Origin of the sequence: Pseudomonas sp. ARP3, from assembly GCF_001029595.1 — a bacterium.
Taxonomy (GTDB): domain Bacteria; phylum Pseudomonadota; class Gammaproteobacteria; order Pseudomonadales; family Pseudomonadaceae; genus Aquipseudomonas; species Aquipseudomonas rhodesiae.
This window is the reverse complement of sequence record NZ_LEKF01000033.1, coordinates 1-24,570: the sequence shown is the minus strand read 5'-3', so window position 1 is coordinate 24,570 and position 24,570 is coordinate 1. Positions and strand designations below refer to the sequence as shown.

Sequence of the window (24,570 nt, the reverse complement as noted above, 5' to 3'; positions counted from 1 at the left end):
ACGCCGACGCGCCCCAGCCAATCCGGGGCGCGCCGTTGTTATTGCTTGAGCTTGCGGTACAGGGTCGCCCGGCTGATCCCCAGCGCGCGGGCGGCCGCCATCACATCGCCCTGATGCCGATCCAGCGCCTGCTGGATCGTCGCCGCGCCCTGCCCGGATCCGTCCTGGCGCGTACCCAGCGCGGGCTCGCGCAAATCATCGAGGGTGCAATCGGGCAGATGTTCGAGGGTCAACAGCGTTTCACCTTCGTCACGCATGGCCATGGCGGTGCGCAGCAACATTTCCAGCTGGCGGATATTGCCCGGCCAGTGGTATTGGCTCAGCAGCTCGTTCAAGGCCTCATCGAGGCGAATGCCCTCGCCGCCCATACCTGACAACAGTTGGCGACACAGGGCTGGCAGATCGTCACGCTCGCGCAGCGGCGGCAATTGCACGCACAGGCCATTGACCCGGTAATAGAGGTCTTCGCGAAAGCGCTGGGCCTGGACTTCCTGCTTCAGGTCGCGGTGGGTCGCGCAGATCAGCGCGATATCCAGCGCCTGCTCTTCGCCACCGCCCAGGGGCGCGACCTTGCGTTCCTGCAACACGCGCAACAGGCGGGCCTGCAACGCCAGGGGCATATCGCCGATTTCATCGAGAAACAGCGTGCCGCCATGGGCCTGGACCAGACGCCCGACCATGCCGCCACGGCGCGAGCCGGTAAAGGCACCTTCGCGATAGCCAAACAGTTCGGATTCGATCAGCCCCTCGGGAATGGCCGCACAGTTGACCGCGACAAAGGCCTTGTCCGCACGGCTGCTGGTGTCGTGCAGGGCCTGGGCCACACGCTCCTTACCCGTACCGGTCTCGCCCTGGAGCATGATGGGCAAGGCATTGCGCAAACCGCGCCGCGCCATACCCAGGCTGCGGGCAAAACGCAGGTTGCCGCCGGCCAGGGCCAGCAGGCGGTCTTCATCGGTTGTGCGCTCGCGGGCGACCGGCGGGCGCTGCGCAATTTCGTGCACCAGCAAGCGCAACGGCGCTTGCAATGCGCGATAGAACAGTTCGCCACGGGGGCTTTGCAGGCTGGCGGTGGCGCCCTGGGACAAGCGTGCGAGTTGATTCGCCTCGTCGCCCAGCAAGGCCTGGATCGTCTTGCCCAGCAGCGCTTCGCGGGGCTGGCGCAACAAGGCGCAGGCATGCTCGTTGGCGGCCAGCAGCTCGCCGTCAGCGCCAATCGCCAGCAGGCCCTGCCAGGAGGATTCGAGGTATTCACGACGGGGGTGGAAGGCCAGGATCAACTGGCGCGGATAGCAGGCGCTGAACAGCCGGCTTTCGATCTGGCTGGCACTCAGGGCCAGCAGCGACAGGCTGTCATGGGGCTGGCGATTGTGGCCCTGGCGGGTCAGGTCGAGCACGCCCTGCACCCGACCGGCCGGATCGCGGATAGGCACCGAGGTACAGCAGAACGGGCTGAGACGGTCGAGAAAATGCTCGTTGTAGTCGATCACCATCGGCCGCACTTCCACCAGCGCCGTGCCCAGGGCATTGGTGCCGCGCGAGGCCTCGCTCCAGCAGACGCCGGGGGCGATATCGCGCAATTCGCGCTGCGCCAGGGCCTTGTGCCCTTCCACGGCGACGATGGTCGCCTGGGCATTGGCCAGGATCACCAGGCTGTCGCCGTGGGTCTTGCCGAACTGCGCCGCCAGTTGCTCCATGATCGGCGTGGCCGCGTCGATAAAGGGCCGGTTGCTTTCATAAATCCGCGAATGGCTGGTGCGCGGCGTATCGCAGCCATCGTCCAGGCGGCGGCCATGGCCGAGGCTACGGCGCCAGGACGCGTCGATTTCATCGCGCAACAGCCCATCGGGAATCACGCCTTCCTGGCGGACGATACTGCGTACATCGAGGAATTCACGCAAAACAGCTTCGTTTCTTATTTTTGTCTGCATGCCAACTCCAGCACTCACCTACGGGCGTCAGGCAGCGGCCCGTCAGGAACACACCCGCCACATAAACATGCAGCCGGCGCCAGGGCAATGACCGACGAGTCACAATCGAACGCTTTCGTCATCGACCCTTACGCTTACGTCAAGGTAAGACAGATCGCCAGCCGATACAAGCCACCTGCTGCGCCGACAGCCCGAGGCCCCGACCCGCCCTGAAACGCCCGTAAAAACGACCGCCAACCCTGCCGCACATATAACCTAATGGAATTTATTTTCCATATTTTATTCTTTCTACTGCTATGAAATTCCAGTCATAGTTTCCCCACTGCCCTCGGCAGGGCGTACCCCTATACCCAGGTCGCCGGTTGCACACTCACTGCCTGCCACCCTTCGCTCCCTGCGGCGCAGCAGCTTCTTGCGTGATTCGCCATGGCTACTTCCCACGTTGCCGACCGCGAGCTGGTCGGCCAGCTGTTCAAACTCAACTATGACTGGCTGCGGGCGCGCGTACGCGCACGCCTGGGCTGCCCCCACGATGCCGACGACATTGCCGCGGAAACCTTTGCCCGCGTGCTGGCCCTGCCGGATCCCAGCGCCGTGCGCGAGCCCCGGGCGCTGCTGACCACCATCGCCCAGCACCTGATCTATGAAGGCTGGCGCCGACGTGATCTGGAAAAGGCCTACCTGCGCGCCCTGCATGATGTACCGGAGCAACAGCAGCCGGCCCCCGAGGAACACCTGATGCTGATCGAAAGCCTGCTGGCCATCGACAAGCTGCTCGACGGCCTGTCGAGCCAGGGCAAGGCGGTGTTTGTGCTTAGCCAGCTCGAAGGGCTGACCTATACCGGCATCGGCGAGCGCCTGGGGCTGTCCCTGGGCAGCGTGCATCGGCATATGAGCGATGCCCTGCGCTGCTGCTACCGGGTCTTTGGCGCATGAAGCGCAACGCCAGCACGGTGCTGGACGATGCAGTCGCCGAAGCGGCCATTTTGTGGATGGTGCGGTTGCAGTCCGGGGAAGTCAGTGCTGCCGAGCAGCAGGCCTTCGACGCCTGGCAGGCCGCCGATCCGCGCCACGCCAGCGCATTCGAGCGGCTGGCCGGGGGCCTGGCGATCGCGCGCCGGTCACCCTGGCAGGGACGCCCCAGCGGACCGATGCTGCAAGCGCTCGAAGCCCCTTCGAGCCGCCGTAGCTTTATGCGCAACAGCCTGGCCCTCGGCGGGCTGGCGCTGTCGGTTGGCCTGCTGGCACGTGCCGGGCTGTTGCCCTGGTCCCTGCCCGGTGATCTGCAGACCGGCACCGCCCAGCGCCGCGACTGGCAACTGGCCGATGGCAGCCGCCTGCAACTCAATGCCCGCAGCCGGGTGGCCACCGCGTTCTCGACGCAACGCCGCGACCTGCGGTTGTATCAGGGCGAGCTGGTGCTGGAGCTGGCCGCCGACCCGACGCGCACGTTCCACCTCAGCTCACAGCAGGGCCTGGTCAGCGCCAGCAGCGGACGTCTGTTGCTGCGCCAGCAAGGCGACTCGACCCGCCTGATCACCCTCAGCGGCGCCGCTCGACTGACCCCGGCCAATGGCGTGCAGCAGATTATCGAACCGCGGCGCAGCGTGCTCTTCGACCAGACCTCGATCCTCCAACAGGCGCCCATGAGCCGCCGCGATACGGCCTGGCTCGACGGCTGGATCGAGGCACGCAACGAGCCTCTGGCGCAGATCATCGAAACCGTGCGCGCCTACCGGCGCGGCATTGTGCGCCTGGATGCCAGCCTGGCGAACCTGGCCGTCAGCGGCCTGTACCCGCTGGACAACAGTGACCAGACCCTGGAAATGCTCCAGCAGCAACTGCCGATCCGGGTCACGCGCTACAGCCCCTACTGGATCGAAATCGAGCGCGCCTGAGCGGTTCTATCCATAGGCCCAAACGGTCTAGGGCGGCGTGGAAAATTCAGCCCGCTCATTGCTCATGGTGAATAACTCCACCCTGAAACAGTGAATTTTCCATGCCGACCCCAGCCCGCCACTTCGCCCTTGTTCCCCTTGCCTACGCGCTGCTGGCCGCCACTGCCGCGTTGCCGGAGCGCGCCCATGCCGGCGACACCCCGGTCGTGCATTCGCTCGAATCGTTCTCGATTGCCGCCGGCCCGCTGGCCGATACCCTGCTGGCCATCTCGCGTCAGACCCATACGCCGATTTCCTTCGACCAGGCGGCCCTCGACGGTTTGACCAGTGCGCCCATCGAAGGGCAGCTGAGCCGCGACCAGGCCATCGACCACGCCTTGCAGCGCAGCGGCCTGCGCGCCCACTACACCGCCAGTGGCGCCATCGTGATCAGCCAGGACAGCAGCGGCGCCAGCGCCCGTCCCAAGCCCGCAGCCCAGCACAACCGTAGCGCAACGCCTGCGGGCGGCGCCGATCCGGTACTGGCCACCGTCGTCACCCTGGGCACGCGTCGCCAGGATGTCACGGCCCTGCAAAGCCTCGCGCCGGTGGAGCTGATTACCCCCGAGCAGATCACCCGCACCGGCGCCGTGACCCTGAACCAGGCCCTGAGCCAACTGGTGCCCTCCTTCAACTTCCCCCAGGGCCAGAACGCCTCCAAGGGCACCAGCGCCGTGCGCGCCGCCTCGCTGCGCGGGCTGAGCCCGGCCTATACGCTGATCCTGGTCAACGGCAAGCGGCGCAACCCGACCGGACGCCTGTCCGGTGTCGATCCATGGGGCGCCGACCAATTGGTGGAGCTGAACAATATCCCCATCAGCGCCATCGAGCGGGTCGAAGTCCTGCGTGATGGCGCCTCGGCGCAATACGGCTCCGATGCCATCGCCGGGGTGCTGAATATCGTGCTCAAGGAGCGCGACAGCGGCGGCGGTTTCCAGACCCGCTACGGGCAATACAAGGAAGGCGACGGCGAAACCCGCAACGCCAGCGGCTGGTGGGGCACCAGCCTGCCCGGCGATGGTTTCCTGACCCTGAGCGCCGATGGCCTGAGCAACAACCCGGTGGACCGCAGCGGCACCGACCATCAATACGTCAACGCCGGCCCCGCCGGTGACCTGCGCACCGGGCGCTGGGGCCAGGGCGGCCGTCAACAGGGTTCGGTGCTGGCCAACGGCGAGCTGGGCTTCAACGACGAGACCCGCGGCTACGCCACGCTCAACTACGGCTACACGGAAAACTTCAACGACATCAACCCCAACTTCAGCCGCTCCAAGGACAATATCCTCGCCGTCTACCCCAACGGTTTCCAGCCGCGCACCCGGGAGAAGCGCTTCGACCTGTCCTCCGTGGTGGGGGTCAAGTACAGCGAGGCGCAACTGGGCAACTTCGACCTGTCGCTGTCCTACGGCAAAAACGAGGTCAAGGGTTACCTGGAGAACAGCCTGAGCCCCAGCTACGGCCTGGCCAGCGCCACCCACTTCGCCCTGGGCGCAACCGAAAGCAAGACCACCAATCTGACGCTGGACTGGGACCGCGAGCTGAATTTCAACTGGGCACCCTCGCCCTGGACCCTGTCCGCCGGCACCGCGTATCGCCATGAATACTTCGCCATCGACGAGATCGGCGACGAGCAATCCTGGAATTACGGCGGCGGCCTGATTCCCGCCGGCCAGCTCAATGCCGGGCAACCGGCACGCTTCGGCGCGGTGGACCTGGCGGGGATCAACCCCGATGACCTGGGCAGCCAGTCGCGCAATGTCTACAGCCTCTATGGCGGGTTGGAGGGGCATCTCACCGATAACCTGGAGCTGGGCACCGCGCTGCGCGCCGAGCATTACTCGGACTTCGGCGCCACGGTCAATGGCAAGCTCTCGGCGCGCTACACCTTTACCCCGGCGTTTGCCGTGCGCTCGACCTTCAGCACCGGCTACCGCGCCCCGAGCCTGGGCCAGTTGGCGACGCAGACCACCACCTACACCGGCAGCTGGAGCTTCGACGGCGGCCAGGCGGCGCCCGGGCGTACCCGCCTGTTCCGTCCCGGGGACTCAGCGGTCGCCGCCTTTGGCGCCAAGGACCTGGACCCGGTCAAGGCCCGCAACTACTCCCTGGGTTTTGTCTGGACCCCTACCGAGCGCACCTCGCTGACCGTGGACGCCTACCGGATCAATATCGAGGGCAATATCCTCGCCACCTCGGTGCTGCAGGACCCGGCCGACAACAGCTCCACCGCTGTGCGCGACCTGCTGGCCCAGGCCGGCCTGAGCAATTTCTCCGGTGCCTCGTTCTATACCAATGGCTACGACACCCGGACCAAGGGTATCGACGCCCTGCTCAAGCACCGCCTCGACCTGCAGCGCTTCGGCAAGCTGGAACTGGGTGCCGGGGCCAGCGTGACCGACACCAAAGTCAGCAACGTCAAGCAGGGCACCGTCCTGACCCGCACCGGCACCACCCTGTTCAACCGCGATGTGCTGCGCAACCCGGAAAACGGCACGCCGGAAAACAAGCTGATCCTCTCGAGTGACTACACCTATGGCGACGTGGGCGTAAACGTGCAGGCCACACGCTTTGGCGAGTACACCTACAACCACCCGACCCTCGCCAGCCGCGACCAGACCTTTAGCGCCCAATGGGTGGTGGACCTGGACGTGCGCTACCAGTTGACCCGTGAACTGGGGGTGAACGCCGGGGCCAATAACCTGTTCGACACCTACCCGGAGAAATTCAAGTCCTTCAACCAGGTCAACGGCATCAACCGCTACGGCTTTATCGCCCCGGCGGGCGCCTCCGGGGCCTTCTATTACGTCGGCCTGAACTATCAGTTCTGAGACGTACCAGTTCTAAGACGGAGCGCAGCCCATGACCACCAATACCCTCCAAACCGTGACGCCCTCACCCGGTCCCCTGCACTGGCTCGCCATCCAGCTGGCGCGCCTGAGCCGCCAGCGCGTCAGCGCCCGGGCGCTGCTCAAGGGCGTCTGGCTGACGCCCTTCCTCGGCCTGATCGGCGTGCTGTTTGTCTGGCCACTGGTGATGCTGGTGGTCGGTGCCTTTCGCAGCCGTGCGCCCTTTTTGCCGGGCGAATGGACACTCAGCGCCTGGAGCGTGGCGTTTCATAATCCGGGCATGCTGGCGGCGGTCTGGGCCTCGATCAAGATTGCGCTGGTCAGTACCTTCGCGGCCCTGGTGATTGCCGCGGCGCTGGCCTTTATCAGCGAGCGGACCAGCCTGTGGCTGCGCCGCGCGATCATGCCGAGCATGTTGCTGGTGTTCGTCACGCCGGGGATCTTCTACGCCATTGCCTTTACCCAACTGGCCAACCCCTGGACCGGGCTGGTGAACGATGCCCTGCGCTATGCCTTCGACCTGCCGACGCCCTGGCTGAACGTGCAGGGCTGGTGGGGCATCTACACCGTGCTGATCCTGAAAAAGGTCGCGCTGAGCTACCTGTTTATCGTCGGCGCATTCCGGGCCCTGGACAGCGCCCAGGACGAAGCCTCGTACCTGTGCGGGGCCGGGCCGCTGCGCACCTTCGTGCGGATCAACCTGCCGAGCCTGGCCCCGGCCCTGACCAGCGTCGCGCTGCTGGGGATCATCGCCGGGTTGCAGGTCTTCGAGCCGATCCTGATTCTCGGCGGGCCGGACAATATCGTGGTGATCGCCACCCTGCTGCTCAACCTGCTCGGCGGGGGCGCGGGGCCGGCCGATTACGCCCAGGCCAGTATTCTTTCCAGCGTATTCGTGGCCTTTGTCGCCGTGCTCTATGTGCTGCAACTGCGGGTGCTGGGGCGCAAGGGCTATGTCTCGGTCAGCGGCAAGTTTTCCCGCACGCGGCTCTTGCCGCTGCGCGGTGTACGCACCCTGGTCAGTGGGCTGGTCATCCTGTTTCTGCTGCTCTCGTTCGCCCTGCCCCTGGGCGCCCTGCTGTTTTCATCATTGCAGCCCTACCCCGGGATCTACAGCGGCTTCTCCCTGGCGCGCTACAGCGATGTACTCAGTCAGCCACGGGTGGTCGAGGCGATCCGCGTGACCCTGGTACTGGGGGTGATCGTCGGTGCGGTGGTGATGACCCTGGCCTTTAGCGTCACCCGTCTGTCCCAGCAGATGGGCCGCCGCAGCCGCGCCGCCGTGCGCTTTGCCACCCTGATTCCGCTCGCGATGCCGGGTGTGGTCACCACGGTGGCGATTTCCTGGGCCTGGCTCAGCCTGCCGGCATTTGCCTCGCTCTACGGCTCGATCTGGCTGGTGGCCCTGGCCTTGATCGTCACCGCCATGCCGTTTGCCAGCCAGATCGCCCTGTCGGCCATCTCGCAAATCGCCCCGTCGCTGTCCGAGGCCGCCCGCATGAGCGGGGCCGGGCCGACCCAGACGTTTTTCGAGATTGTCCTGGCGCTGGCCGCGCCCAGTTTTATCGCCGGCTGGTTTATGAGCGCGCTGATGGTCTCCGGCAATCTGGAAGTGCCCCTGCTGCTCAAGTCGCCGGGGGTCAACACCCTCGCCGTGATCACCTACAACCTGCAAAGCGCCGGCGACTACAGCCTGGCCGCCGCCTTGCTGATGGTGCTGATGGCCTTTTCCATCGCCCTGTGGCTCGCCAGCCTGCTGACGCTCTGGCTGTTTCGCCGCGCCCGCCATCTCAACCACCACCGTCACGAACAACGTGCCCTGGCCCTGGCCAGCAGCACCAACCCAAGGTTCTGAGCATGAGCAGTGTCACTCTCAACGGGATTCGCAAGGCCTTCGATGGTCGCGTCAACGCCATCGAGCAACTCGATCTGCATATTCAGGACGGCGAATTTTTCGTCCTGCTCGGTCCCAGTGGCTGCGGCAAGACCACCACCCTGCGCTGCATTGCCGGGCTGGAAGAGCCCGACAGCGGCACCCTGCTGCTGGGCCAGCGGGCCGTCGCCGACAGCCGCCAGGGCCTGTTTGTCGCCCCGGAAAAACGCAATATCGGCATGGTGTTCCAGAACTACGCCCTGTGGCCCCACCTGACGGTGCGCCAGAATGTCAGCTATCCGCTCAAGGTCCGTAGCCGCCTGGGTACCGAGCAGCGCCAGCAGGTGCTGCAGGCCCTGGAACTGGTGGGGTTGCACCAGCACGGTGAGCGCTATCCAGCCGAGCTTTCCGGCGGCCAGCAGCAGCGGGTCGCCCTGGCCCGGGCGCTGGTAGCGCGACCGGGGCTGATGCTGTTCGACGAGCCCCTGTCGAACATGGACGCCCAACTGCGCATTCGCCTGCGCCAGGACCTGCGACGGATCCACGACGAACTGGGCTACACCGCCGTCTATGTGACCCATGACCATGCCGAAGCCCTGGCCCTGGCCGACCGCATCGGGGTGATGAATGCCGGGCGACTGGAGCAGATCGGCACGCCAAGCGAGATATTCCTGACGCCGCGGACTCGTTATGTCGCCGACTTTGTCGGCTTTGAAAATATCCTGCCGGGGCGCATCGATGCCGCCCGTGGCGAGCGGGCGCAGGTCGCCCTCGATGGCAGCGATCTGGCCTTTACCACGGCCAACCCCGCCGGCCTGGCCACGGGTACACCGGTGTGGCTGGCCCTGCGTGCAGCCCAGATCAGCGCCCTGCCCATCGACCATGCCCTACCGGCGCAGGCCCAGGTGCTGGCCGGCACCGTCCGCCATATCACCTACGCCGGCGACCGCTACCTGGGCGAAGTGGATGTACAGGGGCAAGCCCTGGCCGTGACCTTCGCCCTGGATACCTGGGGCGTGGCGGCCCATGAGCGCGGCGCGGTGCCGGGGCGCTCCGTGCACCTGCTGATCCAGCCCGATGCCGCGCTGCTGCTGGCCGTGGATGCACCCGCGGTTGCCGTTACGGGAGCGGCGGCATGAGACGCCTGTCCTATGGCCTGCGCCTGAGCCTGCTGGCCGTTGCGCTGTTGGGGGTGCTGGCGGTCGGCACCCGGCAGACCCCCTATATGCAGCTTAACCAGCAACTCATATCCAGACTTGGGGCTCATGAGAGCAATACCGAACAATTCGTCTGCTGGAATGCTCCCGCACTCCCCATGAAACCGGCCCTTTCGCTCAATCATGGAAAATATCCCTTCGAGGTATCCGGTCTCAACGGCCTCAGCAGAAAGGCTGGGGTTTTTCAGGTCGAAAATCTCTCCGGTTGGCCACTCCAGCCCATCAAGTGGGGGGAGGTTTTCCAGCGCCCAGTAACCAGTACGCATGACTGCACGCGCTATCTCGTAATGTTCCTGGTCAGTCTGATACCAGCTATCGACGGAAAGGAGCTGGTGGCGCGCCTGGTCAAGGCATTCGAGCTGCTTGGCGCGTGTAGCGTGCTCATCATCAGGAAGGCTGTCAAAGCCATCAACCCATACAGGGATGATACGCAGCGCCTCCCAGCGCAGCAGGCATCGCATCAGGGACGAGCGGGTACCACTCATGACTACCTCGCCTGGTTCCAGCATCTGGTTGTGGCTGTTGTGCAGGCCGACGATGCAGTTTGCATGGAGCCAGCGGTTTCTCTGGATGAAGTCGTGGATCGCTTCAGGCTCGTGCTCAAGCGGATCTGCGCCGGCGGGAATGCTGAATGCCTTGGGCGAGAGAGTGACCATTTGTCGGTCAGCGGAGTACGCCCTCATTTTGCCGAGGGCGCAGAGACTGCGGATTTTCATGAGGGCGAATCCTCCTGGTGTATTCGATCAGGAGGCTATCGCGGGATGAGGAGTAGAAATTTCGTTTTCAGGACACCGGAGCGTCGGAATTACTGTTGATGGGGCTCAGGCGGATCAGAGCCAGCGCAGTGGGGCCGGAACCTCAACCGAATCGTCAGCTGCCTCAATAGCGGATGCCAGTGAAGGGCTGCCAATCTTTTCGGCACACTGAGCGATGGTCAGTGGTCGAACGGGAGCTTGGTTTGGCGGGACTTCAGACGGGCCGCGCAAGCACTGCCGATAGCGATCCACTGCATCTGCCTCACCTGGATTCGATTTAGACCAGGCCAGGATTGCAGACTCACGTGCTTGATCTACAGCCTTGAGTGTTGTGAAAAACTGGGTACCGACAAGCGCTATAAATCCGAACAACCCCACCGCTACGGTTCGAGTGATGTACTTAAATTTCATGCGAGACTTTCCTTGATTTGCTGTTGCGTGGTCGGTGACATGGCGTGTTGAAAACATTTCGCACCGCCCTTAGGAGGCAGGCCCTCGTTGTAATCGGCGAGGGCGTCTGCTGCTATCTGGGCAAGCTCGAAGTCGCGATCCATGATGCCTGTGGAGCCAGTTGCGATTTTCCCCAGGGCCTCGAGCAGCCCGGCAATCGCAGGGTTGGTGCGCAGCTTCTCCAGCTCCTCCAACGCCATAGTCACATTCATGAATCCCAACGCCTTGGATTTGCCCCATACCTCGTCGTACAGCTCGGCTTTGTAGCTCAGGCCAGAAATTACGCGCTCGGCGTCGGATTTGAACACCAGGGCATCATCGTTGACCGCATTCTCGAAGTTGATCCGATCGCTGCGGGTTTCGATGTAGGTCGTTTCTTCGTCGTAGCTCATCACTTCGATGGTGGCTACGACTTCAAGCTCCGGTTGGGTTTCGGTGGTTTGCTTACTCATTACGCTTCCCTTGATCAGTTGATGTGGCCAGCATCCCATGGGTTGAAAAACTCCCAACCACGGACGGCTGGTGGATGAGCCAGAACGCCACGTCCGGCTCAACTGAGCACGGTGATCAGCTCCGGAATTTCACCGGCTGTGTTCTGAGCTCGCGTACCACCACTGTTCCGGCGAGCTTGTCGTGCCAGCCCTGCTTACGGCGATCGAATGCCGCCCAGAAGAAGCCAAGCCCCAGCGGTAGAGTCGACACTACATAGCCGAGGTACCGGCCGATGCACTGTCGAACGCTTGCGGTGTTGCCGCTTTCAGCGTCGAGCACCCGCAATTTCAGCGCCATTTTCCCCGGCGTAGCCTGGAGACGACGCCAGAGAAATACCGTCAGGATCGCTGGCAGGAAAAAGTTGATTGCTAAGTCCGCTGGACCTTGGATCAGCATGTCGCTGCTGAAATAGCCCGTGCCATAGATCATCAACAGGAGCGGCAGGGAAACCAAAGTGAAAAGGATGCCGTCAACAATGCACGCCCCTGTTCTCGCCCAGAAACCTGCGTATTCAAGTTGTTCGTTCTGCATGAAAAATATTCCCTGTGATTGGTTGGCTAAGCCACTTTGGCTTGGCCTGATGCTATCGGGCCGGGAACCAGGCCGGGCGCGTTTTCACGCTGGATTTGTGCCTGAAATGGCGGTCGTCCAACAGCCTGTTGGACAAATTCGGCTCGGCCATCGGAGTTGGGTTTTCTGGGGCGGCATTCACCCTGAAGGCTATCCAGTCCAATCGAGTCATTTGCATGAGCCAGAAAAACTCCAAAGAGCCACTGACCTTCACCGCTCGCTTGGTGGAGTCCCACCACGGTTTTCAAGATTTCGATATCGACGGGCATCCGGTGGTGCGGCGTGCCTGTGTTCCGAACTCGATCAAGAAGGGCGAGCACTTCAACGTCTACCACGGGGAAAGCTCGAAGTCGGCCGCTGTATGGACGGGGACGCTCGGCGACTCCCTCCGCAAATTTGCGCTTATCTGAGGGGTTCCTATGTGTTTCCCTCGCAAACCCAGTCTGGGCCGGTACAGCGCGACCAGGGCTGAGTGGTGTCAGTCCTACCGGCAGGCCCGGATTGCCGCTGGCTGCGGCTTAGCGCCCGACCCCAAGTCCTCTGGCATTGCCTGGAAGGCCCAGCTCATCGTCGCTTTTGAACGCCGAGGCCACGATCCTCTGGCGTATCCCGTCCAGTGTCGGCTCAATGCTCATCGGATCATCAATGAAATTCGAGCCGAAGAAATCTCCCTGGAACATGTGAAGGACTGACCTATGACCCTGTATTTCGAGTGGATCGGAAGCCTCTGTGGCGTCCTCGGCGCGCTGATGATCTCCACCAATACACGTATTTCTCCGTGGGGATGGTGGCTATTCCTCGTGTCCAGCTTGAGCCTCTGCTGCTACGCCGTTCTGGCGCAGGCCTGGGGATTGTTGCTGCTGAATGGGTGTTTCGTTGCTACCAACGTCACCGGGTTGATCCGCTGGTGGTACCCCGCTGTGTCGGCCATGCGCTCAACTAGCCTTGCCCGCGTCGAGGGGTAAGCCGCTCGCTCGCCCTTCGGGAGGGTGCGTGCTTTAAGGCTTGGGTTTTGCGGGATGGTCGACATGCTGGGGGCATTCGTCAATGGGAGCCACCACATGCAAGTTTTCAACTCGATCCACAAGGCAGAACTGATCTCTATCGTCGAAGAGGCGTCAGCAAAAGCAGCGAAGAATGCGAGTGTCGCTCAGGAACTGGTTTTCCCGCACATATATTTCGTCCTCAGCAAGCGCCTTTGCATAGTAGAGGCTGCTGCGCAGTCTTCGGAATCCAAGGATTCTGTTCTGTTGGCGGCTCTCACAAAGGCCCAAACAGCGCTTCAGGATTGCGTGTCGGTTATGAGCAACGATCTCGGGGGCTTAAAGCTGATCCAGTCAGAGTTGGCGAGTGCGCGCCAAGCATTGGCGGCAGTCGATGCAGTGCTTGTTGTTCAGTGACCCTCTATTTCGATTGAAAACAAAAAGCCCGGCTCTAGACCGGGCTTTTTGCTACCTGCAATATGCAATTCGTCAGCGCTATATTTTCGAGAACATTACTGCTATAGGCTTCATAACCTGGATACCCCAGTCGAATAGCTCAAATCGAAGTAGGCCTAATAGGCAGGCTACAAAAAAGCCAAACACAGTCCCTACCAGGAAGACGAAATAAAGGGTTCCCAGGCTGGCACTCTGCCCTTCGGAGCTGGCCTCGATGTCTTCCCAACCATCGCGTCTCCAATTTGGAATCTTGATTCGTAGGCGCTCACCACGAAATTCCTTCGGGTGATAGTGAGCATCTTTGACTTTATCATTCTCTGCCTGCTTTGCTTGATCCTGGCCACAGGCTCGTTGTTTCGCACGCTCCTGCATGTAGTCCCTGTCGCTTAATCCCATATTTGTCCCCTTGTTTCTCCCAAAGCTGATGTGGCAAGTGCTGGCAGCAGAGGTTGCAGCTCTCTCCCAATCCATTTCATCGGGCATTTTCGATGATACAGCCGGGACACATCCACTCACCTTCGTCGAAGAATCCGTCGCTCATGTCGGTATGCTGGGAGCACCAAGCGCAAGTACCCATGCGCGGGCCACCCCCATTGGTATCTCTATTTTCAGAATATGGTATCGAGCGGGAGGGGAGTTGCTGCTGTTCCGGCGAGTGAGAAAATTGACCGCAATAGCTGCACCACTTTCCACCCAAGTGTTCAATACAACTGCCCCTGCCACAGTGATTGCAGGTACTTTCAGGAACTTGTTGCACCAGCTCTGTCATCTTTTGTGGTACCAACTCCTCCAGAGCCGCAATCCTCTTGCAGGTCAAACCATGCTTATTCAGGTAGGCCAGCAGTGGATCGAAGCCTTTATCCTTGGAAAGGACGATGCACTCAGTCTCTGGCGCGATTTCGAATGTGCGCCCGAGATGAAAGGCAATGTGAAAATCCAAGGCGTTTTTGCCCACGCCCTCGATCTTCTGAAAATCAACGCGGGAAAATCTATGCGCTGTGGAATCCCTGCGCGCAGCCTTCGGTAGCTGTTGCATCGCCCCTACAAAAATGATGGCTCGGTAGGAGATGTCCAGCCGCGATAGGTCGATTTTCCCGATGTTCTCGTAGTCCACCAAAATCAGACGTTTCATCACCACGGCATTTTCCCGAGAAAGATAAGCATCCCGACCCCAGAGCCAGCCAACACTGAAAGCGAGAAAGTAAGGTCGCGCAGCATTCGATTTTTCTTGCCAATGCGCCGCGCCAGCACTGCGCCAAGCACTGTACCGACCAGCATGCAGCCGAGGAAGACGACTACTTTTATCTTGAGTTCGGAGATTGCCGCGACGGCATAAGGTGGAAGCGAGCTATCAGCCATTGCATGCGATGCCGGTATGGCAATGAGTGCCAAAACGAGAGTGGATATTTTCATTCAATTTGAGCAGCCGTCTGCTCCCCCTGCTTGTGAAGCAAAAAATATATCTCGTAAATCCGGCGTGTTTTTCTGCTTTCAGGCACGATTTACGCCCGAAATATCCGGCACGACTCAGCGCTTGGGTTTTACCGGATATGGGTGAAGCTGAACTCATTGCAAACACGGAGTTTAGCCAAGTGAATCAGCAAGTAGCCCAAGTCCTCCCCCTCGGCCGTATCCGCCGCAACCCGCAAATCGACCCGCGTAAAGGCCGGAAGAAGTCCGCTTATGAGCAACTGGTGCGTTCGATCAGTGCCAAGGGCATCATCCAGCCGATTCTGGTCAGGCCAGTAAGCGATGACCCGAACTACGACCATGAGGTGGTCGCAGGCAACCGGCGCTGGACGGCGGCCCACGATGCGGGCTTGATCGAGGTTCCCGCCCTGATCCGCGCTATGAGCGATCAGGAAGCGCGGTTGATCGCTGCGCTGGAGAACCAGGTGCGGGCTGACCTGACGCCAATCGAAGAAGCCCAGCATGCCGTAATTTTGCTGGAGGACATGGCCAACGACCACTTGGCGGTGATGAAGGCCTTGGACTGGTCTAGAACCAAGCTCGACAGCCGCCTGCTGCTCGCCCATGCCTGTGATGCGGTGGCCGATGCCCTGCTGGAGGAGCAGATCAAGATTGGCCACGCTGAATTGCTGTGTCGTCTCCCCGCCCCCGATCAGGCGGGCATTCTGTCGAAGATCATCGAAAAGAACTATTCCGTCGAGCAGACCAGGGCGCGCCTGCTGGAGTTGACTCGGGACGTTTCGACTGCACGCTTTGACACCACGGAATGCCGGAGCTGCATCCACAACTCGGGTGCGAATGCCGATTTGTTCGAGGCAAGCCTTGGGGCGTCTCGCTGCCAGAACTCTGTCTGCTGGAACCGGAAAACCGAGCAGCTAATTTCTGTTCGGTTGATCGAGGCGCAGGAGGAGCACGCGGTGGTTCATAGCGAGCTGAATCTCGCCAAGGACTCATACGTGAAGCTCGTGGCACGGGGCGAGGATGGTGTGGGAGAGCAACAGGCAGCGGCGTGCGCTACCTGTGCAAGCTTCGGCGCTGTGGTCATGGTGTCGAGGGGGCGCGAAGGCGACGTGATCGGCGGCATGTGCTTCAACAAGCCTTGCCACAAGGAGAAAACCGCCGCCTACAAAACCGCCCTGGCCACCGTAACGAACACAGCACCAGCCACCGTTGCCGGGGGCGCTGTTGGAGCAGCCCCGGCCAAGCCGAAGGCCGCAAGCGCCAAGCCCACCCAGGTGAAGAAGTCGCTACGCCGTGAAGCCTTCGACCTTTACGCCCGTATGAGCAAGCAAGTCGTGCTCAATGACCGCTCGCTGGCGCTGGCAGTGGCCATCGTCAGCATGTATTTCGAGATGCGCAGCGACCTCAAGAGCGAGCTGCGGGCACAGATGGAAAAGGCCATGGGAGTCACAAGCTCCCTGATGACTACGGCTCGCGCCGATGCCGAGATTCGGCTTGCGCAACTCGGGGAGGAAAAACTCCTCACGTTCATGGGCAGCATGGCTGCCGCCTCGCTATTCCGCACGGATAGCGCTGACGCATTCGAGAAATCCGTGTCGGGTGCTCAGTCGCTCAAGTTCATGGAGTACGCCAACGTCGATCCGGCCAAAGGATTCGTGATGAACGAGAGCTACCTCAAGGCTCAGGTTAAGGCGGGCATCATCGAAGATTGCAAGCGTTCAGGCTTTGCCGCCGCCTACAACGAGGCGAAGGGCGAAAAGGCCTTTGAGGGGCTGGCCACCGGCAAGGCAAGCGCTCTTATCGACGCCATCCTGGCTTTCAAAGAGTTCAGCTGGTTGGGTTATTTGCCGCCTGCGTTACAACTATCGGCACAGGGCGGGAAGAACCCCGCTCCCCAGCAATCCGAATCGACCCAAGCCTGACAGGGAACATCACCATGCAATCCACGTTTTTTTCCGTAATGGCCACTGCACTTGCTGGCACTCAGCACCGCGTCAATGTGGCCATCGAAACAGCCTCCGCCGATGCACTGAAAGTGATGGTTACCGCCGACCTCGGCCCGACACCTGAAAAGGCATCAGAAAACGAAGTGCAGCTTCGCGCCGCCATGTGCCGCCCGCTGATCCTGGTAGGGAGTGCTGTTGAAATCGAGGAGGCGCTGATGAAGCGTCTGACACAGCACGTCCAGGCCTTGAATGAGGGTATGAGCCTGCTGGACGAAATCCGCTCGATTGGTGCAACCGTGCAGGCGAAAGCCGCCACGCCAGCTACTGAGCAGCCTGCAACGCCTGACCTCGATGCCGATGCCGATGCCGAGGATGGTGATGCTGCGCAGGTAGGTGGTGCTTCGGGCGCGGGCAGCCTTTCGGATGAACCCAATCTGAACCTCGCGGCATCTTTCTAGGAATTGCGCTCATGGCACTCGTTGAAATCTCTCTTGTCCGCGTTTTTCGCTACGCCGGTCGCGACCTCCCCGACCCGCAGCCCGAAATGTCCGTGACTGACGTGCTGAAACACTATGCCCGTCAGTTCCCAAAGCTCAACGGAGCAAAAATTATCGACCCCATTGTGGAGAATGACAGCTATGTCTACGAGTTCCGAGACGGCGGATTCGGCGCAAAAGGTTGACCCGCTTGAAGTCCTGAAAGCGTGGGAGCGTGGCGAATTGGATCGCCACCTCCCATCCGGTACCGAACCCGATTGTTTAGACCACCAGCAGAGACAAAGGCTATGGAAGTTGCTCTCCTCCCCCGCCAATCCCGGCACTATCGACTTCCAACTGCCGCGCTGACACCTCTTAGCTTGCCGAATGTTGGGCCTGTGATGCGTGAAGCACAGGCCCAACTGTTCAGCCGGGACTATGCAGGGATGGTCGACCACCAAGCTCATAGCATGCTGTGCCGGGAGGCCTTGGAAGCTGGTCTGGTAGCTGAAAGCTCAATCGAATGGCTTCGGCAGTACCCAAATAGCTACGGGCTGCATCGCCTTACGGGCGAAGTAGTACAGCGCCTTGGTGCGTCCTTTGCCATCAGTGATGCAGGCCTTTTTCCACAGCGCACCAGCCTGCTGAATCGGCTGAATACCCCATACGTCGATCCAGTTGAGACGGCATCCTATGCAATAGCCGCTGTAGAGGCTGGGCTGGTCGGACTTGATGCGCTCGCCCCCCACATCGAGGCAGGCCCTGATGGGGCAGGCCGGATAATGGCGGAGCTGGAGCGCTCGTTGATTGGCCGGGTCAAGCTGCCAAAATCCGTTGAGGACGCCTACTCCTTCGGAATCCAGGACGGTCATTTCATTCTGGAGTCGAGCTGCTTCGCTACCTTCACCATTCAAGCGCCAGCGAGCTTGGAACTGCGGGTGCTTCTTTTCAAAACTCTCGACGCGATGACACGCCATCTGCTGCCGTTCCATACCCCAATGACCTTCCTCGGGCCGCACAGCTACCTGAATCACGGACTTTCGGAGGCTTACGAGGCGTTTGCACCGCGCTTGGCCACGTGCTCTAGAGAGGAACTTTGCGCCTTCCTGTTGGACGATTCGGTCGAGCATGAGGACTACATCGCTGAATATCTCTACTGCCACGGCCAAGACGAGGATTCTGTAAACAGCTTGCTTGACGCCATCTATGAGATGGATGAACTCAAACAGATAGCTGGAGCTACCCTTGGCCAGGGAGATCGGTGCGAAATCGAGGAGCTGTCCGATCAGGCGCGGCAAATCTGTGAGCGTGATGATGCACACGCTCCGTTGACTCAAGTGCTGGCGGAAGCCTTGCAGCACTGCCTGGAGCATGAGGCCAGCGGATCGCTCAAAGAGTTCAACCCCCATGATTTCCCAGGCACAGCCGGTGATGGGGTTTCTCTTTTCGAGAGCATTCTGGTTTGTCTGACTAGGGATTTTCCAAATCTAGAGCAGAGTAGCTATGACGGTTTTGACGGCATCGTCAGCGGCTCTGGCTTCCCAGCCATCGGGTTACCGCTGAGTTCTGATCAATTGCGAACCGTCACCCTGCCAGTTCTAGACATGCTATCGCTGACCCTAGGTCTGTTGCAGCGAATCGCCGACGCTTTAGAGGAATGCGGTAATGCTAAGTGAAAATGTTTCGAGCAAGGCCATGCTGATACACCACCACTGCCAGACAGGCGTGGTCACTGTCACCAGTCACAGCGTCATTGCGCTGGAAGATGGTAAGGCAGGCTTCACCCTGGGCGCTGGGAGGGCTTTCAGCCCCTACGATAAATCCGAATTGGCTGCTCTGCTGTTGAATGAGGATGCCGGAGCAGAATTTCTCCCCGAGAGCTATCTGTTCAGCTCACGCACCGTCTTGGCGTGGTACCGCCGCCCTGGTCTGCACGATATTCCAATCCTTGGCGAGCGCATACGCGCCCCCCTGCCGGGCTTGATCTTCATCGCTGCGGCCAACCAATCCTTCCGTTGCTTTGCGTTCAAGGGCAACCAGCGTCCGACCCCGGAGACAGAACTTTTCTACGCCCCGTTGGGGAACGTGTACCAGGGCGGAACTTTCTGCACTGGCAGCGGCAATGTTCCCCGCGATGTTCGACGAGAGAACATCCCGGCCTGGGAGAACTTCGTGCTGGAGAGCGAAAACACCCACAGCGGCACGGTTGAGCCGGTGGCGGGTTGCCGCTCGTTTGAGGCCTTGAAGGAGTTCTATCGAGCACTGAGCGAGAAAGGATCGAAGCGGTTCCCAGCCTCAAAACTGGTTTCAGCCGGGTCATACAGTGGCCCGCTAACGCTAGCGCAAGCTATCAAAGGAGGTGCGCGATGAGCGTTCATCCGATCACAGCTCACCAATCGCCAATCTACAAGACGCCAGCCTCGTGGGTTGAGCGCGCACCACGCATTGTGGTTATCGGGGCCGGTGGCAATGGCAGTGAGGTGGTTGATGCGCTGGCCAGTTTCCACCATGCGCTTCGCTCCCTCGGCCATCCAGAGGGGCTGGAGGTCACTGTCATTGACGATGCCATCGTGCGCGAGCCGAACCTTGTACGTCAGCGTTTCTGGCCGTGCGACTTGGGCCAATTCAAAGCAATCAGTTTGGTGAATCGTTACAATCTCATGCTGGGTACGTCCTGGGAGGCCCTGCCCTTCCGATTTCCAAGCCAAGAGACCATAGAGGCGATGCGCGCCGCCGACTTGATCATTTCCGCTGTTGACCTTTCTTCGGCCCGCCGCGCAATCGCCAGCAGCGCGCTGCTATCCCGACACTGCATGTGGCTTGACCTCGGCAACGAGGCCCGCCATGGACAGGTTGTGTTCGGCGCTGCGCATTCAAACAAGAGGGGCATCTACCCCAACGTGATGGACGCTTACCCTGAAATCGAAACGCTTGAAGATGACAACAAAAAATCCTGCTCAGTTGCGGAAGCCATTCGTTCGCAGGACTGCTTGGTCAACCGGGCAGTTACAACTGCCGGAATGAGCATTGTGTGGGAGTTGCTGCGCACGGGGGAAACCGATAAGCACTGGATCACCGTGGATCTGGCGTCAGGCTCTCAAAACACTTTTCCGTTCCCACCTGTTCCGCAATCCGCCTAACTCAACCGCTCCCGTCTTCGCATTGGTCCAGCCTCTGCTCCATCTGCGATATCAGGTCAGCGGCTTTAACTTCGAGGACTTTGGACAATCTCATAATCAAGGGAAGTGTGGGCAGACTCTCGCCCCGCTCGATTTTCCCCAGGTGCGAACGCTCAACCCCAGCCAGGAGAGCAAGTTTCTCCTGAGCCAGGCCCGATTTCAGGCGTTCTTCGCGCACGACATTGCCAAAAGCTCCTGCCACCTGAGGGTCAAAGCTTGATGTTCCTGTCGGTCGCCCGCGTGTTGGTGGTCGCTTCTCCATAGACAGAAGCGTTATCGGCAGGAACAATTAAAACCACGTTTAAGAATACCTTTTTCGCTCGTGACGCTACGCCCAGAGGGTCAGCGGAGCGGTTTTATATGCACACTCCCCCTGGTTAGGACTACCAAATATGACTCACATTGACCCCTCCGTACCCCAGCATTTGGCCGAGCTTTATCAGGAACTCAACGCATCGAGAGCTTCCTTACGGGCACTGATCGAGGCCGAGGGTTCAGGCATCCATCAGCGAACTTTGGATCAGCTTGACCGCATGATTGCAGAGATATTTTTTCCGCTGGAGTCCGTTGTTTACAGCGAAGAGGCTATTTGCTCCCCGGATAATGCTGAGGCTGTAACCCCGGCGGGGTATGCGTGGCAGGTAACCGGCCGCAATGGCGATGTGAGGACTCTCCGCTGTGCCGAAACGGGGCAGGAAATATCCATTTCAATTGAGCAAGCGATTACAGACTTCGCCTTGGTGCCCTATCAACTGCCGGAAGCCTATCTCTCTGACCTGGATCGCACTCCGTCGCAACTAGAGAAAAGGTATGCGCTCAGTGGAAACGACCATCCTTTCCTGACCAACTACCAGTGGCTTCAAGCAGTGCGAAGCAACCAGACACAGCTTGGATACTGGCAGTGGGTATTGGCAGAGCTGGCGACACTGCACCACAACTCCCGTCCCTGACGCTCTGCCCATGAATACCGCGTCGGCCTGTTCCCTTAGGCTTGGCGCAGGCTTTAAGGCTCCTCACGAGCTATCCTCTCGCCGCCACGCCTCTCCAAGCCGTGTGGGATAATGCGCCCATGAGTTGGGATACCTGCGTTGCGCGCTATCTTGGCCGAAAGCAAATTAATGGAGTGCGGAATATGTTAGGAGCTGCATTTATGGCCGATATTTACGGCCTTTTTTATTGGCTGTTGATACTGCTAGCCATCTTCGCAGCCCTCGCCTGGCTGTGGGTGTTCTTCGATCACCTGGACATCCGCAAAGGTTGGCAAGCTCTGGTGGTGTGCGCCATGACGATAGTTCTTGTGCGTGTCGTTGGGGCACAGGCCGACCACTATCGGGCGATGGCGACCGCTGCTGGTACCGGGCTGCAGCCGGGCGATGGCCTGGGCATCTTCGCCATGTTCTTCATGGGGGTCGGGCTACTGGTGACCCCATTCGTGCTGCTTTTCTCAGGTAATGGCAGCAAGAAGGAAGGCAGTGGATAACCGAGTACGCCCCCCTCGCATAAATCTCGATCTCTAACAGCTCGGCGGTAGATCCACCGAATAGCGCTAAAGGCGTCAATCATAATGCTCTACATCCTCCTATGCTCCGTTGTTCTGCTGATCGTGGTCATTGGTACCGTCGCTCGCGCTACGTTGGCCTTGGTTTCCCCCGGCCCTGGGCAGCGGCTACTTCAAATGGCTCTCGTGCTGGCTTCCTATGCTGTAGGCATGGCCTACTGCGCACCACTGCTTTACCTCTTCTTTGGCCCAGATGGCTCTCCGGGGAAAACTCTTGGCATCGATACTGCGCGGCTAACCATCTATCTGCTTTTGGCCGCCTCAGTGGCCCTACTCTTCTACATCCCCTCGCTGTGGAAAAGAGCGGCTAACTCCAAAGGCTTTTGGCCGATGGGCCAGCTCACACTGGTCGCTCTCGCATGCTTCGTTGGGGGTAAATCTGCATACGACCATCTGACGTTTTTCAACACCGATCAGGCAGGATGGGCGGATATTGCGCTCATGAAGGAAATCGGAGAAATAACTGATATGCCCGGCTGCACCAGCCCGGTTGCCTTTGTCCGGTTCCAATCCACTGGCCCATTTGAATACCGCTGTCCTGGTTTGATCGTTTTCAACCGCCTTTCATCGCAGCCTTTCGGACCATGGCCACACAACGATAGCGGCTCAAGCCAGCAGCTCGCAGATGTCATCCTGAAAATCAAAAGCGAAGCGAAAGTGGCGGAAAACGTTGAAGACGAGTCCGCCCTGCGATGAGTGCGAAAGTCCGCAAGTCAAAGCCAGCGCAGCCACCGGCTGAAGTGCCTATTGAGTGGACGCGCGCCGACCCAGCCGAGTTGGCCAAGTTCGACCCGGCGTCGAAGGTCTGCAACATGAATTGCGGCCCTCACAAGAACGACCCGCGCAGCCGAGCCGAGCGGCTATTTCTGTGTGATGACTGCTAACCGGATAACCTGAGGAACCCGACTCATGATTGAGCAGACCGAAGCCCCGCCGTTGCTCGCCGCTTTCCGCGATGCGAGCTGGTTTCCGAACCCGGACACTCGCACGCCCAAGCGCGCCCACGTCCTGCGCGCTGATGGGCGCGCCGCGTGCGGGCTGGTGGCGGTGATGTGCGATCCCGAGCCGGCCGAGGATGTGCCCGACTGGCAGCGCTGCAAGAGGCCCGGGTGTCGGAGTAAGTGGCCGGCGGTCGAGTAGGCACGCAGACTGCGCATAACATCTGTCAGTGGCTGGCTCCGGTGACATCGTGGTGCGCGGCAACCCGCCGAGCCGTGACCAGTCTGTTGCCGGCTCCGGCGACATCAAGTTCAAGAAGTAGGAATCCATCCATGGAAATGAAATTTCGCACCCAGTCCGGTGCCATCGTCACTGCCGATCCTATGGCTGAGGGGCAGACACCCCTGGAGCTCGCAGATCCTGCTGCTGAGCGTGGCGTAGGCCAAGTTGAGTCCGCTTCCCTTCTGCGCAAACAGATCGAGCGCGTGATTCGTGAATACGGTGCAGATCCTGCGGAAGCCGCTCTGGCGGTCTGCGTCATCCTCGATGGGAACTTGGGCCTGGCTGAAGACGGCTGGTTTGACGATGACGAAACCGTGCTGAACGCGCTCATCGCTGGCAACCAGACTGACGACTGATTTGAAAAGCGGAGGCGAAAACATTGGCCTGGATCAAGACAAAAGACTTTATGCCCGCTCCAGGGGTGCCCGTCCAATGCAGACTCAGGCATTGCAGCAGTGGCAATATCCAGCAGCATCTTCTAGTCCACGTGGCAGAGGACGATTGTGCCTGGCGAACTGCCGGCGACCTTTGCGAAGTGAGCTATGACTGGGACGTAATCGAGTGGGAGTCAACCTAGTGCTACGTCTAGATAGAGCTATCCCATCCAGGAGAAGTGCGGCCGAGCGGTATCCGAACGCTCCCTGTCCCCTGTAGATGATTTCCTCCCAGCTTCCTGCTATCCCAAGGGGGAAACGTCCCCCTTGCCCTTCACTTGGGATTTCGCGTTGCCGCAGTAGCCTGAGACTGTAGGCATCAGGTAGGTGCTCAGAGGACAGCCAATGCACCCGTTAATCTCCCGCGCACACCAGTTTGACGACCAGGTAGTTATCCCGGCACTGGGTCAGCAGCTCACCCTGCTCGGGTTCGAGCCTGAGCCTACGGTACTGGCCGAGGGCACCTATTTCGATGCCCCGACAGTGGATCTGGACAGCTATGACCACGTTGTAGTCTGTGTTTCTGGCAAGGACAGCATCGCTTGCCTGCTGGCATTGATCGAGCAGGGTGTGGATCTGCGTCGCGTCGAACTCTGGCACCACCGCGTTGATGGCGCTGAGGGGAGCACACTCATGGACTGGACATTCAATGACAGTTTCATCGAGAAGTTCGCAGCAGCATTCAATTTGCCGCTCTATTTCTCCTGGTTGCAGGGTGGCATCGAGGGCGAAATGCTCAAGATGGACGCCTACTCCAAGCCTCACATGGTCGAAACTCCAGGCGGAATTATCTGCTTGGATCGTGATACCAGTCG

General features: G+C 60.4%; 29 protein-coding genes and 2 pseudogenes. 23 read left to right on the top strand and 8 right to left on the bottom strand.

Annotation, left to right across the window (positions count from 1 at the left end; genetic code table 11):
- Nucleotides 1-38: 38 nt before the first annotated feature.
- The gene (locus ABX75_RS26485) at nt 39-1,931 is read right to left on the bottom strand and encodes a sigma-54-dependent Fis family transcriptional regulator (protein ID WP_053060114.1); all 1,893 of its coding nucleotides are present in this window, start codon (nt 1,929-1,931) and stop codon (nt 39-41) included.
- Between the two features lie 426 nt (nt 1,932-2,357).
- On the opposite strand from ABX75_RS26485, the gene ABX75_RS26480 reads away from it, so the two are divergent.
- The 6 genes from ABX75_RS26480 to ABX75_RS26455 all read left to right on the top strand — a co-directional run bounded on the left by ABX75_RS26480 (nt 2,358) and on the right by ABX75_RS26455 (nt 10,619).
- Nucleotides 2,358-2,867: a sigma-70 family RNA polymerase sigma factor gene (locus ABX75_RS26480; RefSeq protein WP_047882961.1), complete on the top strand. Its 510-nt coding sequence runs from the start codon at nt 2,358-2,360 to the stop codon at nt 2,865-2,867.
- Nucleotides 2,864-3,829 carry a FecR family protein gene (locus ABX75_RS26475; RefSeq protein ID WP_047882960.1) on the top strand — a complete coding sequence of 322 codons (966 nt, stop codon included), beginning with the start codon at nt 2,864-2,866 and terminating at the stop codon, nt 3,827-3,829. Before ABX75_RS26480 ends, ABX75_RS26475 begins: the two co-directional genes overlap by 4 nt.
- Before the next feature lie 101 nt (nt 3,830-3,930).
- Nucleotides 3,931-6,696 (top strand): TonB-dependent receptor, encoded by a 2,766-nt coding sequence (locus ABX75_RS26470; protein WP_053060113.1) that lies wholly within the window; start codon nt 3,931-3,933, stop codon nt 6,694-6,696.
- Nucleotides 6,697-6,727: 31 nt separating this feature from the next.
- Nucleotides 6,728-8,569 carry an iron ABC transporter permease gene (locus ABX75_RS26465; RefSeq protein ID WP_047882959.1) on the top strand — a complete coding sequence of 614 codons (1,842 nt, stop codon included), beginning with the start codon at nt 6,728-6,730 and terminating at the stop codon, nt 8,567-8,569.
- Nucleotides 8,570-8,571: 2 nt separating this feature from the next.
- Entirely contained in the window at nt 8,572-9,726 is a 1,155-nt protein-coding gene (locus tag ABX75_RS26460; protein WP_053060112.1) for an ABC transporter ATP-binding protein, read from the top strand.
- Nucleotides 9,723-10,619 carry a hypothetical protein gene (locus ABX75_RS26455; protein WP_047882958.1) on the top strand — a complete coding sequence of 299 codons (897 nt, stop codon included), beginning with the start codon at nt 9,723-9,725 and terminating at the stop codon, nt 10,617-10,619. The genes ABX75_RS26460 and ABX75_RS26455 overlap by 4 nt, the downstream gene beginning before the upstream one ends.
- Nucleotides 10,620-10,634: 15 nt before the next feature.
- On the opposite strand, the gene ABX75_RS26450 is transcribed toward ABX75_RS26455, so the two are convergent.
- The 3 genes from ABX75_RS26450 to ABX75_RS26440 all read right to left on the bottom strand — a co-directional run bounded on the left by ABX75_RS26450 (nt 10,635) and on the right by ABX75_RS26440 (nt 12,032).
- Entirely contained in the window at nt 10,635-10,970 is a 336-nt protein-coding gene (locus ABX75_RS26450) for a hypothetical protein (RefSeq protein ID WP_047882957.1), read from the bottom strand.
- The gene (locus ABX75_RS26445; protein ID WP_047882956.1) at nt 10,967-11,461 is read right to left on the bottom strand and encodes a hypothetical protein; all 495 of its coding nucleotides are present in this window, start codon (nt 11,459-11,461) and stop codon (nt 10,967-10,969) included. Before ABX75_RS26445 ends, ABX75_RS26450 begins: the two co-directional genes overlap by 4 nt.
- 115 nt (nt 11,462-11,576) lie before the next feature.
- On the bottom strand, nt 11,577-12,032 hold the full coding sequence (locus ABX75_RS26440; RefSeq protein ID WP_047882955.1) for an RDD family protein: 456 nt from the start codon (nt 12,030-12,032) through the stop codon (nt 11,577-11,579).
- 215 nt (nt 12,033-12,247) lie between these two features.
- On the opposite strand from ABX75_RS26440, the gene ABX75_RS26435 reads away from it, so the two are divergent.
- From ABX75_RS26435 to ABX75_RS26425, 3 genes are all read left to right on the top strand, one after another.
- Nucleotides 12,248-12,481 carry a hypothetical protein gene (locus tag ABX75_RS26435; protein ID WP_096067288.1) on the top strand — a complete coding sequence of 78 codons (234 nt, stop codon included), beginning with the start codon at nt 12,248-12,250 and terminating at the stop codon, nt 12,479-12,481.
- A gap of 285 nt (nt 12,482-12,766) precedes the next feature.
- Complete coding sequence (locus ABX75_RS26430; protein WP_047882953.1) at nt 12,767-13,036, top strand: nicotinamide mononucleotide transporter; 270 nt, start codon at nt 12,767-12,769, stop codon at nt 13,034-13,036.
- Between the two features lie 96 nt (nt 13,037-13,132).
- The gene (locus ABX75_RS26425; protein WP_126588706.1) at nt 13,133-13,471 is read left to right on the top strand and encodes a hypothetical protein; all 339 of its coding nucleotides are present in this window, start codon (nt 13,133-13,135) and stop codon (nt 13,469-13,471) included.
- A gap of 78 nt (nt 13,472-13,549) precedes the next feature.
- On the opposite strand, the gene ABX75_RS26420 is transcribed toward ABX75_RS26425, so the two are convergent.
- Genes ABX75_RS26420 through ABX75_RS26410 form a run of 3 tightly spaced genes read right to left on the bottom strand, consistent with a single transcriptional unit; the run spans nt 13,550 to nt 14,923 of the window.
- Complete coding sequence (locus ABX75_RS26420; protein ID WP_047882951.1) at nt 13,550-13,993, bottom strand: hypothetical protein; 444 nt, start codon at nt 13,991-13,993, stop codon at nt 13,550-13,552.
- Nucleotides 13,983-14,642 (bottom strand): PIN domain-containing protein, encoded by a 660-nt coding sequence (locus ABX75_RS28135; protein WP_053060111.1) that lies wholly within the window; start codon nt 14,640-14,642, stop codon nt 13,983-13,985. Before ABX75_RS28135 ends, ABX75_RS26420 begins: the two co-directional genes overlap by 11 nt.
- Complete coding sequence (locus tag ABX75_RS26410) at nt 14,642-14,923, bottom strand: hypothetical protein (protein WP_047882950.1); 282 nt, start codon at nt 14,921-14,923, stop codon at nt 14,642-14,644. The genes ABX75_RS28135 and ABX75_RS26410 overlap by 1 nt, the downstream gene beginning before the upstream one ends.
- Nucleotides 14,924-15,102: 179 nt before the next feature.
- On the opposite strand from ABX75_RS26410, the gene ABX75_RS26405 reads away from it, so the two are divergent.
- The 6 genes from ABX75_RS26405 (at nt 15,103) to ABX75_RS26380 (ending at nt 20,503) form a co-directional block, all read left to right on the top strand.
- On the top strand, nt 15,103-16,863 hold the full coding sequence (locus tag ABX75_RS26405; protein WP_082136211.1) for a PRTRC system ParB family protein: 1,761 nt from the start codon (nt 15,103-15,105) through the stop codon (nt 16,861-16,863).
- Between the two features lie 14 nt (nt 16,864-16,877).
- Entirely contained in the window at nt 16,878-17,345 is a 468-nt protein-coding gene (locus ABX75_RS26400; protein WP_053060110.1) for a hypothetical protein, read from the top strand.
- Between the two features lie 11 nt (nt 17,346-17,356).
- Entirely contained in the window at nt 17,357-17,569 is a 213-nt protein-coding gene (locus ABX75_RS26395; RefSeq protein WP_047882948.1) for a PRTRC system protein C, read from the top strand.
- Between the two features lie 195 nt (nt 17,570-17,764).
- On the top strand, nt 17,765-19,039 hold the full coding sequence (locus ABX75_RS26390; RefSeq protein WP_169859693.1) for a hypothetical protein: 1,275 nt from the start codon (nt 17,765-17,767) through the stop codon (nt 19,037-19,039).
- Entirely contained in the window at nt 19,029-19,733 is a 705-nt protein-coding gene (locus tag ABX75_RS26385) for a hypothetical protein (protein ID WP_047882946.1), read from the top strand. Before ABX75_RS26390 ends, ABX75_RS26385 begins: the two co-directional genes overlap by 11 nt.
- Nucleotides 19,730-20,503 (top strand): PRTRC system ThiF family protein, encoded by a 774-nt coding sequence (locus ABX75_RS26380; RefSeq protein ID WP_047882945.1) that lies wholly within the window; start codon nt 19,730-19,732, stop codon nt 20,501-20,503. The genes ABX75_RS26385 and ABX75_RS26380 overlap by 4 nt, the downstream gene beginning before the upstream one ends.
- Nucleotide 20,504: 1 nt before the next feature.
- On the opposite strand, the gene ABX75_RS26375 is transcribed toward ABX75_RS26380, so the two are convergent.
- Nucleotides 20,505-20,804, bottom strand: a complete 300-nt coding sequence (locus ABX75_RS26375) for a helix-turn-helix domain-containing protein (protein ID WP_047882944.1) — start codon at nt 20,802-20,804, stop codon at nt 20,505-20,507.
- Between the two features lie 130 nt (nt 20,805-20,934).
- On the opposite strand from ABX75_RS26375, the gene ABX75_RS26370 reads away from it, so the two are divergent.
- The 8 genes and pseudogenes from ABX75_RS26370 to ABX75_RS26345 form a co-directional block, all read left to right on the top strand.
- Nucleotides 20,935-21,492, top strand: a complete 558-nt coding sequence (locus ABX75_RS26370) for a hypothetical protein (protein WP_047882943.1) — start codon at nt 20,935-20,937, stop codon at nt 21,490-21,492.
- A gap of 200 nt (nt 21,493-21,692) precedes the next feature.
- Nucleotides 21,693-22,022, top strand: a complete 330-nt coding sequence (locus tag ABX75_RS26365) for a hypothetical protein (protein ID WP_096067285.1) — start codon at nt 21,693-21,695, stop codon at nt 22,020-22,022.
- 84 nt (nt 22,023-22,106) lie between these two features.
- On the top strand, nt 22,107-22,796 hold the full coding sequence (locus ABX75_RS26360; RefSeq protein WP_047882941.1) for a hypothetical protein: 690 nt from the start codon (nt 22,107-22,109) through the stop codon (nt 22,794-22,796).
- Nucleotides 22,793-22,984 (top strand): hypothetical protein, encoded by a 192-nt coding sequence (locus ABX75_RS29265; protein WP_144419330.1) that lies wholly within the window; start codon nt 22,793-22,795, stop codon nt 22,982-22,984. Before ABX75_RS26360 ends, ABX75_RS29265 begins: the two co-directional genes overlap by 4 nt.
- A gap of 25 nt (nt 22,985-23,009) precedes the next feature.
- A complete protein-coding gene (locus ABX75_RS26355) occupies nt 23,010-23,240 on the top strand; it encodes a hypothetical protein (protein ID WP_047882940.1) in 231 nt (76 codons plus the stop codon).
- 28 nt (nt 23,241-23,268) lie between these two features.
- Nucleotides 23,269-23,361: pseudogene (locus ABX75_RS30130) on the top strand (DUF2807 domain-containing protein); the annotation flags it as partial.
- A gap of 10 nt (nt 23,362-23,371) precedes the next feature.
- Nucleotides 23,372-23,677 (top strand): hypothetical protein, encoded by a 306-nt coding sequence (locus ABX75_RS26350; RefSeq protein WP_047882939.1) that lies wholly within the window; start codon nt 23,372-23,374, stop codon nt 23,675-23,677.
- A 423-nt stretch (nt 23,678-24,100) separates the two neighbouring features.
- Nucleotides 24,101-24,570 (top strand): annotated as a pseudogene (locus tag ABX75_RS26345) (phosphohydrolase); the annotation flags it as partial.

Excerpts from the sequence above, each read along its gene's own strand:
- ABX75_RS26380 (WP_047882945.1), top strand. The coding sequence starts at position 19,730 with ATGAGCGTTCATCCGATCACAGCTCACCAATCGCCAATCTACAAGACG.
- ABX75_RS26470 (WP_053060113.1), top strand. The coding sequence starts at position 3,931 with ATGCCGACCCCAGCCCGCCACTTCGCCCTTGTTCCCCTTGCCTACGCG.
- ABX75_RS26365 (WP_096067285.1), top strand. The coding sequence starts at position 21,693 with ATGGCCGATATTTACGGCCTTTTTTATTGGCTGTTGATACTGCTAGCC.
- ABX75_RS26480 (WP_047882961.1), top strand. The coding sequence starts at position 2,358 with ATGGCTACTTCCCACGTTGCCGACCGCGAGCTGGTCGGCCAGCTGTTC.
- ABX75_RS26395 (WP_047882948.1), top strand. The coding sequence starts at position 17,357 with ATGGCACTCGTTGAAATCTCTCTTGTCCGCGTTTTTCGCTACGCCGGT.
- ABX75_RS26440 (WP_047882955.1), bottom strand. The coding sequence starts at position 12,032 with ATGCAGAACGAACAACTTGAATACGCAGGTTTCTGGGCGAGAACAGGG.
- ABX75_RS26475 (WP_047882960.1), top strand. The coding sequence starts at position 2,864 with ATGAAGCGCAACGCCAGCACGGTGCTGGACGATGCAGTCGCCGAAGCG.
- ABX75_RS26385 (WP_047882946.1), top strand. The coding sequence starts at position 19,029 with ATGCTAAGTGAAAATGTTTCGAGCAAGGCCATGCTGATACACCACCAC.
- ABX75_RS26360 (WP_047882941.1), top strand. The coding sequence starts at position 22,107 with ATGCTCTACATCCTCCTATGCTCCGTTGTTCTGCTGATCGTGGTCATT.
- ABX75_RS26420 (WP_047882951.1), bottom strand. The coding sequence starts at position 13,993 with ATGCCCGATGAAATGGATTGGGAGAGAGCTGCAACCTCTGCTGCCAGC.
- ABX75_RS26435 (WP_096067288.1), top strand. The coding sequence starts at position 12,248 with ATGAGCCAGAAAAACTCCAAAGAGCCACTGACCTTCACCGCTCGCTTG.
- ABX75_RS26410 (WP_047882950.1), bottom strand. The coding sequence starts at position 14,923 with ATGAAAATATCCACTCTCGTTTTGGCACTCATTGCCATACCGGCATCG.
- ABX75_RS28135 (WP_053060111.1), bottom strand. The coding sequence starts at position 14,642 with ATGAAACGTCTGATTTTGGTGGACTACGAGAACATCGGGAAAATCGAC.
- ABX75_RS26370 (WP_047882943.1), top strand. The coding sequence starts at position 20,935 with ATGACTCACATTGACCCCTCCGTACCCCAGCATTTGGCCGAGCTTTAT.
- ABX75_RS29265 (WP_144419330.1), top strand. The coding sequence starts at position 22,793 with ATGAGTGCGAAAGTCCGCAAGTCAAAGCCAGCGCAGCCACCGGCTGAA.
- ABX75_RS26350 (WP_047882939.1), top strand. The coding sequence starts at position 23,372 with ATGGAAATGAAATTTCGCACCCAGTCCGGTGCCATCGTCACTGCCGAT.
- ABX75_RS26450 (WP_047882957.1), bottom strand. The coding sequence starts at position 10,970 with ATGAAATTTAAGTACATCACTCGAACCGTAGCGGTGGGGTTGTTCGGA.
- ABX75_RS26355 (WP_047882940.1), top strand. The coding sequence starts at position 23,010 with ATGATTGAGCAGACCGAAGCCCCGCCGTTGCTCGCCGCTTTCCGCGAT.
- ABX75_RS26375 (WP_047882944.1), bottom strand. The coding sequence starts at position 20,804 with ATGGAGAAGCGACCACCAACACGCGGGCGACCGACAGGAACATCAAGC.
- ABX75_RS26400 (WP_053060110.1), top strand. The coding sequence starts at position 16,878 with ATGCAATCCACGTTTTTTTCCGTAATGGCCACTGCACTTGCTGGCACT.
- ABX75_RS26460 (WP_053060112.1), top strand. The coding sequence starts at position 8,572 with ATGAGCAGTGTCACTCTCAACGGGATTCGCAAGGCCTTCGATGGTCGC.
- ABX75_RS26485 (WP_053060114.1), bottom strand. The coding sequence starts at position 1,931 with ATGCAGACAAAAATAAGAAACGAAGCTGTTTTGCGTGAATTCCTCGAT.
- ABX75_RS26390 (WP_169859693.1), top strand. The coding sequence starts at position 17,765 with ATGCGTGAAGCACAGGCCCAACTGTTCAGCCGGGACTATGCAGGGATG.
- ABX75_RS26465 (WP_047882959.1), top strand. The coding sequence starts at position 6,728 with ATGACCACCAATACCCTCCAAACCGTGACGCCCTCACCCGGTCCCCTG.
- ABX75_RS26430 (WP_047882953.1), top strand. The coding sequence starts at position 12,767 with ATGACCCTGTATTTCGAGTGGATCGGAAGCCTCTGTGGCGTCCTCGGC.
- ABX75_RS26445 (WP_047882956.1), bottom strand. The coding sequence starts at position 11,461 with ATGAGTAAGCAAACCACCGAAACCCAACCGGAGCTTGAAGTCGTAGCC.
- ABX75_RS26425 (WP_126588706.1), top strand. The coding sequence starts at position 13,133 with ATGCAAGTTTTCAACTCGATCCACAAGGCAGAACTGATCTCTATCGTC.
- ABX75_RS26455 (WP_047882958.1), top strand. The coding sequence starts at position 9,723 with ATGAGACGCCTGTCCTATGGCCTGCGCCTGAGCCTGCTGGCCGTTGCG.